An 11,764-nucleotide genomic window follows, 5' to 3' on the forward strand; every position below is an offset into this window, starting at 1 on the left:
GGGCGCCACGCGGCCGGTTATGAATCCGATCATATTCGGGTGCGTTGACGCACGTCCATACAGCTCGTGCGCTTCGGATGTGGGCGGTTCTTGACTCCTCGATATGAACACGATCATAATTCGAGTCAATCGATCCGCTCGCCAGGAGTCGCCCCATGCCGCCCGACACTCGCCAGTCGATGGTGCTCGCCGCCGTCGAACTGCTGCGTGAGCGGGGCGTCGACGGTGTCACGCTCGACGATGTGCTGAGCCGCAGCGGCGCGCCGCGAGGCTCCATCTACCACCACTTTCCCGGCGGGCGCGCTCAGATCATCGACGAGGCCGCGCAGCTCAGCGGTGATGCCATCTCCCGGCTGATCTCCAGGGCGGCACCGGACGGACCGGCGGCCGTCGTCGACGCCGTGACCGGATTCTGGCGGAAGCTGCTGCGCCAGAACAACTTTTCGGTCGGCTGCCCGGTGGTGTCCATTGCCGTCAGCGCCGCACCGGGCTCGGCGCTGGCGCAGCACGCCAATCAGATCTTCCGCACCTGGTACCAGCTGGTCACCGACTGTCTGGTGGCCGACGGCGTCGGCACCGTGGTTGCCCGCCGACTGGCCACCATGTCGCTCGGTGCCATCGAAGGTGCCATCACCATGTGCCGGGCCACATCGAGCCTGCAGCCGCTCGATGATGTCAACGCCGAACTGAAGTTGCTGTTGGCAGCCCGGACGCTCTTTGCCGCCGGCGCACCTACCCCGAAGGGAAGTTGAGACCATGGAATGGACCGGTGCGGTGTATGCCGACGCCCCTACCGTCGAGGCGTCGACGTGGATCGACGCGCCCGTGGCGCGGGTCTGGGAAGTGGCGTCGGACATCACGGTGATGCCCGAGTGCAGCCCCGAGTTGCAGCGGGTCGAATGGCTCGGGGACTGTGACGCACCGCGTGTGGGCGCCCGTTTCGTCGGCCACAACAGCCATCCCGCACTCGGGGAGTGGTCGACGGAGTGCGAGATCGTCGAGTACGAACCACAACATGTGATGGCCTGGGCCATCGGCGATGCCGGCAACCCGACCGCAACGTGGCGCCTGAGCCTGCACCCCGAGGGCACCGGGACCCGGTTGGCGGAATGGGCCCAGATGGGCCCCGCACCGTCGGGGTTGTCTCTGGCGATCGCCCGGATGCCCGACAAGGAGCAGAAGATCGTGTTCAACCGGCTGCGCGAATTCGAGTCCGGGATGCAGTGCGCACTGGCGTACATCAAGCAGCGGGCCGAGAGCTGATGCGCGCCGCGACGACGGTCGAGGCAGCGAGCCTCGGAAACTGGAATTATCAAAGGCTTTTCGTCTCCGAGGCCGAGAAGTTGGGCCTGGACATCTGTTGGGTCGCCGAGGCGTGGGGATCCGACGCGCCGTCGGCACTGGGGTACTACGCCGCGTGCACGGAACGGATGTTGTTGGGCTCGGGCATCATTCAGCTCGGCACCCGGACGCCGGTGGCCATCGCCCAGGCCGCGATCACGCTGTCGAATCTGTCGGGCGGGCGCTTCCTGCTGGGCCTCGGCGCATCGGGACCCCAGGTCATCGAGGGACTGCACGGCGTACCGTTCGCCAAGCCGCTGGGCCGGATGCGGGAGACCATCGACATCATCCGGCAAGTAATCGCGGGCGAGCGGGTCACGCACAGCGGCAGCCAGTTCCAGATTCCGCTGCCGGGCGGTGACGTGAAGCCGATGCGCCTGTCGATGCGGGCGGAGCACGAAATCCCGCTCTACATAGCGAGTCTCACACCCGCCATGCTGCGGCTCACCGGCGAGGTCGCCGACGGCTGGCTCGGCACCAGCTTCGTCCCCGAAGGTGCCGACGACGCCTACTTCGCCCACCTCGACGACGGTCTCGGGCGCTCGGGCCGCGCGCGTGCCGATCTCGACATCTGCCAGGGTGCCGAGGTGTCGTTCGCCCGCGACGAGGCCCATCTCAAGACGCTGATCGACGCCCGGAAGTCCGAGTTGGCGTTCAGCCTCGGTGGGATGGGTTCGGCCTCGACCAATTTCTACAACCAGGCGTACAGCCGGCAGGGCTGGGCCGAGGTCGCGGCCGCGGTCCGGGAACGCTGGCAGTCCGGCGACCGCGACGGCGCGGCGGCGCTGATCACCGACGAGATGATCCTGGCCACCACGTTGATCGGCACTGCCGACATGGTGCGCGATCGCCTTCAGGTGTGGTGCGATGCCGGCGTCGACACCGTCCGGATTTACCCGGCGGGCGACACTCTCGAGGAACGGTTCACCACGCTCGGTGCCGCCATCGACCTGGTGCATTCGATCGAGCGGTGATCCGGCAGGCCTGACGGCGGCGGGCACATCATAGGGAGTTCCCTTATTTGCCGGGCCGTGACGCGGACGTAGCGTCGAACCGTGGTTCGAGCTGGCCAGCGCACCGCGATCCGTCTGCCATGTTCCGCTGCCCGAGGAGATGTCATGCCCAGTCGAAGGCGAAATCTGAGACGCATCGTCACGCCGATTCTGGTCGCGTGTCTGTGCACGTTCGGTCTGATGCTGCCGCCGGCGGCGAGCGCCGATCAGTTGTCGAACGGGCTCACCGCGACCTGTACGCCCGACAGCGACGTCCACGTCACGTGCATCATCGGCGGATGTGCTCGCGTGCACGGTGACTACGTCATCGACGCGGTACACATCATGTGGAACGGCATCCAGTCCGAATACGAATTCAAATGCATCAACGGCGCCACCGCACGGTGGGGACATGACAACGGCGGCAAGGCTTTCAAGATCGGCGTCCAGGGCTGCCGCAAGAAGGACTTCGAAGGCGACTGGTGCGGGCCGTGGGCCGACTACAACTACACCCCGCCCGCAAAACCGCAGGAGGCGCCGGTGAATTGCCCGGCGGGATCGAAGACGTCGACGGTGCCCGCGGGCCAGCAGTGTGAAGCAGCGCCAGTGGCAGACATCAGATGCCCTGACGGCTCGCCGACTCCGACGGTTCCGGCCGGGCAGCAATGCGCCGCGATTCCCGAGGTGACCAACGCGATCCAGGCCTCATTCGGCGCCCCGGGTGCGACGAGCGTCGCCTTCAACGTCACCAACACGTCGAACCTCGCGGCCACGTGCAACTACGTCGCCACCACGAACTCGATCAATCCGTTGGCGCCGCGCAAGACCACCCGCCAGTTCAACGTCCCTGCCAACGGGAACCACACCGAGAACTTCAGCGGTGCACCGACTCTCTCGACCTACAACGTCGTGCTGTCCTGCCATGATGCCAGTGGCAAGCAGAAGTCGGAGATGGGCCACGTCGAAACGTCGGTGACGTGGTGACCTGACCCAACTCGGGGGCGTCCTGCCACGGTCCGCAACGGCGCGGGCCGTGGCAGGACGGCGCCCGCCTACGTGTAGGTGACTTGGACGTTGTGGATGTGCCCTTCGAACGGGAAGGGGGCGCGCTCGCGGTAGTCCATCGACACCGGCGACCCCAGGCAGGTGCCGATGTCGAGGCAGTCGTTCGCGGTGAACAGCAGCGGGGCGCTGATCGGAACCTGTCCGGTGGCCACCGTCTCACCGCCGACGGCGACGGTGATGTCCAGTGGACCGCCGGGGCGTGGTTCGGCGTACTCGGTGGTCACCGTGATGGTGTGACGGCCGGGCGCGATGACGGACTCGGACCGAATCTTGGTGCGCTGCAGGATGAACAGGTTGTACTCATAGCGGATGTGGCCGTCCTCGAGGTAGCAGGTCAGGCCACCCGCGCCGCTGCCCAGTGCGTACAGCACGCCCGATGCGTCCTCCGGGACCTCGGCGTCGATGGTCACCACGTTGTTCTTGTTGCCCAGCGCCGGGGCGCAGAACTCGGGCATGCGGATCATGTCGCCGGAGAATTGCCATTCCCGGAACGGCGGCGCGATCCGCAATTCCGGGTGGTACACCGGAACCCACAGTCCGCCACCGACTGGCAGCACGGCGTTTCGGGCCGCTTCGATGGCGAACATCTCCCGCATCTGCGCGAGCTTCTCCGGCAGCTGCCCTGCGAGATCGTTGGCCTGCGACCAGTCTTCATCCAGGTTGTACAGTTCCCAGACATCCTGATCGGGCGTCCACGTCGCGATGCCCGGGGGTTGCCCCGGCACCCACGGCAACCGCGGCCCACGCGCCGACGCGATCCAGCCGTCGTGATAGATCGCCCGGCTGCCCATGATCTCGAAGTACTGAGTCTTCTTGCCGCCCGGCGCGTTCCGGTCGGCGAGGGTGCGGGCAAAGCTGGCGCCGGCCAGCGGCATCTGCGGTTCGCCGTAGACGGTGCGCGGCGGCTCGATGCCGACCACCTCGTAGATCGTCGGCACGATGTCGTTGCAGTGCAGGAAGTTGTCGCGCGGCACGGTGTCGGCGGCGATCTTCGCGGGCCAACGCACCGCCAGCGGATTCCGGGTGCCGCCCAGATGCGACGCCAGCAGCTTCATGCCCTTGTAGGGCGTGCTGCCGGCCCAGGCCCAGCCCGCGTGGTACTGATTGTCGACCAGGGGAGAGCCCAGGACGTCCAGTCCGCCGAGCTCATCGAGCGCGTCGATGTGCTGGCGCACCGTCGTGGGAATTCCGTTCTGCGCCAACAGCTCTGAGATCGTGCCGTTCTGGCCTTCGCCGGAGGAACCGTTGTCGCCCCAGATGTACAGGAACAGGGTGTTGTCGCCGTAGCCGAGGGCATCGAGTTCGTCGGCGATCCGGCCGACCTGAACGTCGACGTGCTCGGCGTAGCCGGCGGCGACCTCCATCAGGCGCCGCTGAAACGGCTTCTCGTCCTCGGGGATGTCGTCCCACGCCGGCAGGGTCTCGTCGCGTTCGGTGAGTTCACAGTCCTGCGGAATCCAGCCCTTTTCCTTGGCCCGCTCGAAGACCCGCTGCCGGTAGGCATCCCAGCCGTCGTCGAACTTGCCCGCGTACTTGTCCGCCCATTCCTTCATGATGTGGTGCGGGCCGTGCAGGCAGCCGCTCGCCCAATACATGAAGAACGGCTTGTCGGCATTGAAGGCCTTGTGCCGGCGCAGCCACGAGATGGCGTCATCGGCGAGGTCTTCCGACAGGTGGTAGCCCTCTTCGGGAGTCTTCGGCGGGGCGACCACCGTGGTGTTGCGGACCAGGTTGGGTTCGTACTGGGACGCCTCACCGGCGAGAAAGCCGTAGAAGTATTCGAAACCCAAACCGGTGGGCCAGTTCTCGAACGGGCCGGCCGCGGTGGTTTCCTCTGCTGGGGTGTTGTGCCACTTGCCGAAAGCCGAGGTGGCGTAGCCGTACTGTTTGAGAACTTCGGCGACCGTCGCGCTGGACCGCGGAATCTTGCCCGCGTACCCGTCCCAGTCGTTGGCGAGTTCGGCGATCTGCCCGTTGCCGATCTCGTGATGGTTGCGACCCGTCAACAGCGAGGCCCGCGTCGGCGAGCACATGGCCGTGGTGTGAAACCTGTTGTAGGAGACGCCTTCCGCGCACACCCGGTCGAGTGTCGAGGTGGTCACTTCACCACCGAGAGTGGACGGCAGTCCGGGACCGGCGTCGTCGATGAGGACGATGACGATGTTGGGGGTGTCGTCGTGCAACCGCTTGGGGACGGTCCGCGGCTGGTACGTCGACTCCTGCAGCGTCCGGCCGGCGATGCTGGCGGATGGAACCGGCGGGAATGGCAACACGCCACCGTCCGGCAGTACCGGTGCCACCACACTCGTGTCAGACAACTCGACACCTCCTTCTGCTGATGCGGCAAGAGACTGCTCCCCGATCCGGGGTCTACTGTGCCGTACGCCACTGACGGTCGCGTCAGCGGGGGAGATCTTTGCCGTGCCGGGTCAGCCCTGGTAGCCCTCCAGGAATCCGGTGAGTCCCGACGGGGTGTGCGGACCGATGGCGATCTGTTCGACGACGCCGATCCCGGTGCGCTCACCCATGGTCGCCTTCACGACGTTCTGCAGGTGCAGCGACGTGAAGTCCGTCGGATCGAAATCGCCCAACCGGATTGATTCCCTGCCGATTTCGTACGGGCCATGATTGGAGCCGTGGCCCCAGTGCGGGTGCCAGTAGCCGATGCCGCGCATCCGGAACGTATAGAGCTTCTCCAGTTCGATGTGTGTCTCGCCCTCGATGGGATCGGTGAACCACAGGTGGGCCCGCCGGATTTCGCGCCGCCCGGGCTCCCAGTCCAGTTCGTAGCCGATGTCGTAGCACTCGCGTACGCCGACGCGACTGCACGGTGACGCACCGTCCGGCAGCGGGTCCAGGACCGCGGCAGTCTCCAGCCACCGGCGGCCGTCCTCATGCTCATGGAACGCGTAGTGGGTGAATCGGTCTCCGAAATGCAATGGCGCCCAGAGCCAGAAGACCTGGAACGGCATGGGTTGGCGCAACACGGCGAGCTGTTCGCCGACCGGCCGGATGCCCCACGACCGATCCCGGGTCCCCGGCACGTCACCGGCTCTGACCGCAAGGTCCTCGCCGTCGACGCTGATGATCCCTTCCCACGACCCCCATTGCGTCAGCCTGGTGTGGTCGGTCAGCACGATGCCTTCAGCGGTGCGGCGCTGTTGACGTGGCTCCTCGACGGCCACGGTGGTGGCTCGGAAGGTCAGGTCGCAGGAGATGTTCTGCTCGTTGTCCTCGACGACATAGCGGATGGTCCGCAATGGTTCGGCGACTTCGACGCGGAAAGGGCCGATGGTCGCCGACCGGTCCAGGGGCATAGCGCCCGAGGCGAAGATCGAATGTTCGACACCGTCTTTCACGACACTGAAGGCAGCGTCGATGATGCCGCGAACGGGGTAGTGCCCCATGGCCGCACCGAAGTAGAAGTCGCCGTCACGCTGGTGGCCGTTGAACCAGTAGCGATCGTAGTGGTTGGGGTCACCGCTGGCCGGCACGCCTACCGGGTCTGCCGAGGCGTGAATCGGATAGTCGTCAAAGGGCGTCAGCACGGCGGCGTCACCGCTTCGGGTCGTTGATCTTCACCAGCATCTTGCCGATGTTCGCCCCGGTGAACAGACCGTTCAGCGCGTCGATGCTGGATTCCAGTCCCTCGTAAACGGTTTCGCGATGCACCAGCAGGCCCTGCTGTTCCCAGCCGCTGAGTGCCGCGAAGGCCTCGTCGAACCGTGCCCACTCCTCGAGTGCGATGAAGCCCTGCATCGTCGAGGCCGTGGACAGCAGGTTCACGTAGTTGGACGGACCGGGGTGGTCGCCGTTGAGGTACGTCGTGATGATGCCGCACATGACCACCCGCGCCCGGTGGGCGAGGTTGCCGAGTGCGGCATTGAGAATGTCGCCACCGACGTTGTCGAAGTAGACGTTGATGCCGCCCGGACAGGCCGCCTTCAAGGCGGCCGGGAAATCGTCGGCCTTGTAGTCGACGCAGGCGTCGAACCCGAACTCCTCGACCACGACGCGACACTTCTCCGGGCCGCCCGCGATGCCGACGACGCGCGCGCCGGCGATCTTGGCGATCTGCCCGGCGACCGATCCGGTGGCGCCTGCAGCGGCGGAGACGACGACCGTCTCGCCGGGTTGGGGCTTTCCGACGCCTGTCATGCCGAAGTAGGCGGTCGCCCCGGTGGGACCGTAGATCGACATCACCGCGAGAGGGTCGGTGTACCCCACCACCGGTGTGCTGAACAGGTCGTCGCGGATGATCGCGTAGTCCTGCAGGCCGGTCAGCGTGGTGACCAGGTCGCCGACTTTGTAGGCCTCGCAACGAGATTCGACGACCTCGCCGATGCCTGCCACGCGCACCACCTCACCGAGCCCCAGCGCCGGGAGATAACCGGGTTCGCCGTCCAGCCAGGTGCGGGCAGCGGCGTCGATGCCGACATAGGTCGTCCGCAGCAGTGCTTCACCCTCTGCGGGGACGGGTGCGGGCACCGTCACCATCTCGGTGTCGTCGGGGGAGACCAGACCGTTGGGGCGGCGCCGCAACCGGATCTGACGGTTTTCTCGGTTCATCGTGTCGTTTCTGTGGGTACCGGAGAGTTTTCATATTGATTATTAAAAGTCCTCTCGGTTATCGTCAACCCCGAATGTGGAAGTGGTCGCCAGGAGAGTCCGATGAGCGTCAACAACGCAGCACCCCGCCGGGGGCGGCCGCCGCGTGTCGACCAGAGTGCCATTGCCGCAGCGGTTTTGGAGATCGGCACCGAGAACGCCACGATGCGCCGGGTCGCCGAGCATCTCGGTATCAGCCTGCCGGGGCTCTACCATCACGTGAAAAACCAGCACGACCTGCTGCGCCTGGCCACCGTCAGTGCCCTGACGAACTCACCGCCGCCGCGGTACACCGGCGGACACTGGGCGACCTGGCTCCGCGACTATGCGTCCTACATCCGGACGGTGCTGGCCGCCGAACCCGCGCTGGTGGAGAAGTTCGTCAGTGGTGCGGTCGGCCATGACGTCGAGATGGAGTACACCGCCGATGCAGTGGAAGCGCTTGCCGCGCAAGGTTTGTCGCCGAGCGACGCCCTCGCGGTATGGGCATCGGTGAGTACCATGGCAGTCGGCAGTGTCACCGAGGCCCATCGCGAATACCTGTACTCCGAGAGCGGGCAGCCATGGTTGGCCCGGATTCTCGCGCTCACCGCCAAACGTTCACCGTCGGAGTTTCCCACGTTGCGTGCCATCGCGAAATCGGGTGACGACCCGTTCGGTGACGAGGCCTTCCAGCATCGAATCACGTTGCTGCTGACCGGTATCGCGGCGCATTACGGGCTGCCCCTCTAGCGCCGAAACGGCATTCCAGCAGAGCAAGTCTCGTGAACTTGTCTGTCGGAATGCCGTTTCGGCGGAAGGTGGATCAGCTGCGCGGGTACGTCGGGTATTCGATACCCGAGAGGAACTGCACGACGCGGACGACCTGGCACGAGTAACCGAACTCGTTGTCGTACCAGCAGTACAGGATCGCCTGGTCGCCATCGACGATGGCCGCGTTCGCGTCGATGATGGACGCCGCACGCGAACCGATGAAGTCGCTCGACACCGCGTCGGTGGCCGCGGTGTAGTCGAGGTTGCGGCTCAGCGGGCCCGACAGCGACGTCTCGCGCAGGTGCGTGAGCACCTCGTCCTTCGTCGTCTCCTTCTTGAGCTGCAGGCTCAGGATGGCGATCGAGACGTCGGGGGTGGGGACGCGGATCGAGTTGCCCGTGATCTTGGCCTTGAGCTCCGGCAGGGCCTTGGCGACGGCCGAGGCGGCGCCGGTCTCGGTGATCGTCAGGTTCAGCGGCGCGGAACGGCCACGACGGTCGGCCTTGTGGTAGTTGTCCAGCAGGTTCTGGTCGTTGGTGAACGAGTGCACCGTCTCGACGTGGCCGCGGATGATGCCGAACTTCTCGTCCATCGCCTTGAGCGGCGGGACGATCGCGTTGGTGGTGCACGACGCACACGAGAAGATCTGCTGGCTGACATCCTGGCCGAGGTGGTTGACGCCGTGCACGATGTTCGGCACGTCGCCCTTGCCCGGCGCGGTCAGGACGACCTTCGAGACGCCCGGACGCAGGTGCTGCTCGAGACCCGCGCGGTCACGCCACTTGCCGGTGTTGTCGATGAGGATGGCGTCGTTGATGCCGTACTGCGTGTAATCGACCTCGGACGGGTCGTTGGCGTAGATGAACTTGATGACGTTGCCATTGGCGATGAGGAGGTTGTTCTCCTTGTCGACCTTGATGGTGCCGTTGAAGTGTCCGTGCACCGAGTCGCGGCGCAGCAGCGAAGCACGCTTCTTCAGGTCGTCGGCGCCACCGCTGCGGACCACGACGGCGCGCAGGTTCAGGCCGTTGCCGCCGCCGGCCTTCTCGACGAGCAGTCGCGCCACGAGGCGACCGATCCGGCCGAAGCCGTACAGGACCACGTCGCGCGGGCCCTGCGGCTCGGCCTTGTTGTCACCGGTGACGTCGGACAGCGCGTCGGCGACGAAGTCGGCGACCGAGAGGCCACGCTCATCGGCGCGGTAGGCGTGTACCAGCAGGCCGAGATCGATCTTGGCCGGACCCAGGTCCAGGTTCGCCAGAGCCTCCAGGAACGGGAAGGTCTCGACCACCGACAGCTCTTCGCCGGCGATCTGCCGAGCGAAACGGTGGGTGCGCAGGATGCTGATCACCGACTTGTTCACCAGCGACCGGCTGTGCAGCAGGACGGTGACGCCGCGCGTGCGGTGCAAGGTGCCGACGATCGGAATCATCGCCTCCGCCAGGGCTTCCTGGGTGTTCCAATTGGCAAGTTCTGGTGTATTCAACTCATCTGTCCTACGGGTCGCTTGGCCGATCGCGCTGAGCAGCGCATTCATGTTAGCGATCGGCATTTCCGGTTCTGCAGGTCGTCCCGCTGGCAGGGCACGTAGGGGTTGACAGGCACGCTGGCGCGTGCGCCGAACAGGCCTCACCCAGGTGTTTCAGCGCGGCGTCAGCGTGCGGCCGGCTGGATCCGCCGCAACACCGGCACCAAACCGGCGAGCGCCGCGATGTTCGCCACGACGATCAGGGCCATCGTGTAGCCGGGGGAGATGTCGTAGACGGCACCGAGCAGGCCGCCGGCGATCAGCAACGCGACGCCCCGCAACAGGGCCAGCCAGCCGAAGGCGATGGCCCTGGTGTTTGCCGGCACGAGCTCGGTGACCACCGATTTCACCGTGGAATCGAGCACGCCGTTGACGACACCCCAGATCGCGACGCCGACCCAGACCAGGGTGCGGTCACCGGTGAAAGCAATCGCCGAGCACGCGGCGGCGAGGGGAACCGCGAGCAGCACGATCGGTCCACGCTTGTCGTACACCCGGCCCATCACCAGACCCGCTGCGCCGTCCACCGCCATCGCGATCGCGAACAGGATCGGCACCTGAGCGTCGGTGAGCAGTCCGGTGCGCTGGGCATGGAACGCCAACAACGGGAATGATGCGACGCCGCATGACAGCAGGCCGATCGCGACGACGTACTGCCAGAACTGGGCGGGCAATCGCTTCGGCACCGCGGGGCTGCCCGGGGTGGATTCCGTGGCTTCGCGAACGGCCTCTTCTTCGTAGCTCCGCGGGTCGGGAACGCGAAACCGAAGCCAGCCCAGCAGGACCAGGACCAGGACGCCGGGAACGATGAGTACGCCGAACGCCATTCGGTAGTCGCCCGCGTGGGCGCTCAACACCGCCGCGAGCAACAGCGGCCCGGCGATGGCACCGGTCTGGTCGAGGGCCTGGTGCACGCCGAACGCGCTGCCGCGCCCGGTGCTCGTCGACGCATGCGACAGCAGAGTGTCCTTCGCCGGCGAGCGCACCGCCTTGCCGAGACGCTCGGTGCCGTACAACAGCAGCGCCGGAACGAGAGATCCGGTGACGCCGATCAACGGGACACTCAGCACGGTCAGCGCGTAGCCGGTGATCGTCCACGTCCAGTAGTGCTGGGTGCGCGAGACGGCATAGCCGGCGACGACGCGCAGCCCGTATCCGATGAATTCGCCTGCGCCGGCGACCAATCCGACGACTGCGGCGGACGCGCCGAGGGTCGCAAGATAGGGACCGATGATGCTGCGGGCGCCTTCGTACACCATGTCGGCGAGCAGGCTCACCACCCCGAAGACGAGGACGAAGTGCCAGGGCTTGAGCGGTCGGCCGGTCACGCACCGATTGTGCACGGGACCCGGCGGCAATACATGGCACGTGTCCGACCCGTCTGGCATAATCGCACATATGTGCTACTCCTCACCTTCTCGTGGGTAGCTGAGGGTGGAGCCCGCCCAGGCAGAGATAGATCATTGAGGTCAGTGTT

Annotated in this window: 10 protein-coding genes; 5 read left to right on the top strand and 5 right to left on the bottom strand. The window is 66.1% G+C overall.

Annotation, left to right across the window (positions count from 1 at the left end):
• Window positions 1-155 precede the first annotated feature (155 nt).
• The 4 genes from ACJH6I_RS02945 (at window position 156) to ACJH6I_RS02960 (ending at window position 3,317) form a co-directional block, all read left to right on the top strand.
• On the top strand, window positions 156-752 hold the full coding sequence (locus ACJH6I_RS02945; protein ID WP_406774553.1) for a TetR/AcrR family transcriptional regulator: 597 nt from the start codon (window positions 156-158) through the stop codon (window positions 750-752).
• Between the two features lie 4 nt (window positions 753-756).
• Window positions 757-1,263, top strand: coding sequence for an SRPBCC family protein (locus ACJH6I_RS02950; protein ID WP_406774554.1), 507 nt, complete (start codon window positions 757-759; stop codon window positions 1,261-1,263).
• A complete protein-coding gene (locus ACJH6I_RS02955; RefSeq protein ID WP_406774555.1) occupies window positions 1,263-2,315 on the top strand; it encodes an LLM class flavin-dependent oxidoreductase in 1,053 nt (350 codons plus the stop codon). The genes ACJH6I_RS02950 and ACJH6I_RS02955 overlap by 1 nt, the downstream gene beginning before the upstream one ends.
• 144 nt (window positions 2,316-2,459) lie before the next feature.
• On the top strand, window positions 2,460-3,317 hold the full coding sequence (locus ACJH6I_RS02960; protein WP_406783701.1) for a hypothetical protein: 858 nt from the start codon (window positions 2,460-2,462) through the stop codon (window positions 3,315-3,317).
• A 68-nt stretch (window positions 3,318-3,385) separates the two neighbouring features.
• On the opposite strand, the gene ACJH6I_RS02965 is transcribed toward ACJH6I_RS02960, so the two are convergent.
• From ACJH6I_RS02965 to ACJH6I_RS02975, 3 genes are all read right to left on the bottom strand, one after another.
• Complete coding sequence (locus ACJH6I_RS02965) at window positions 3,386-5,716, bottom strand: arylsulfatase (protein ID WP_406783702.1); 2,331 nt, start codon at window positions 5,714-5,716, stop codon at window positions 3,386-3,388.
• A 111-nt stretch (window positions 5,717-5,827) separates the two neighbouring features.
• Window positions 5,828-6,946, bottom strand: a complete 1,119-nt coding sequence (locus ACJH6I_RS02970; protein WP_406774558.1) for a hypothetical protein — start codon at window positions 6,944-6,946, stop codon at window positions 5,828-5,830.
• Between the two features lie 7 nt (window positions 6,947-6,953).
• Window positions 6,954-7,967: an NADP-dependent oxidoreductase gene (locus tag ACJH6I_RS02975; RefSeq protein WP_406774559.1), complete on the bottom strand. Its 1,014-nt coding sequence runs from the start codon at window positions 7,965-7,967 to the stop codon at window positions 6,954-6,956.
• 102 nt (window positions 7,968-8,069) lie between these two features.
• Between ACJH6I_RS02975 and ACJH6I_RS02980 the strand changes: the two genes are divergently transcribed.
• Window positions 8,070-8,738, top strand: coding sequence for a TetR/AcrR family transcriptional regulator C-terminal domain-containing protein (locus ACJH6I_RS02980; protein ID WP_318985072.1), 669 nt, complete (start codon window positions 8,070-8,072; stop codon window positions 8,736-8,738).
• Window positions 8,739-8,811: 73 nt separating this feature from the next.
• On the opposite strand, the gene ACJH6I_RS02985 is transcribed toward ACJH6I_RS02980, so the two are convergent.
• Window positions 8,812-10,245, bottom strand: a complete 1,434-nt coding sequence (locus ACJH6I_RS02985; protein WP_406774560.1) for a glyceraldehyde-3-phosphate dehydrogenase — start codon at window positions 10,243-10,245, stop codon at window positions 8,812-8,814.
• Between the two features lie 167 nt (window positions 10,246-10,412).
• Complete coding sequence (locus tag ACJH6I_RS02990) at window positions 10,413-11,615, bottom strand: MFS transporter (RefSeq protein WP_406774561.1); 1,203 nt, start codon at window positions 11,613-11,615, stop codon at window positions 10,413-10,415.
• Window positions 11,616-11,764 lie beyond the last annotated feature (149 nt).

The organism is Mycobacterium sp. SMC-13, from assembly GCF_045311035.1.
In the GTDB taxonomy this organism is placed as follows: Bacteria; Actinomycetota; Actinomycetes; order Mycobacteriales; family Mycobacteriaceae; genus Mycobacterium.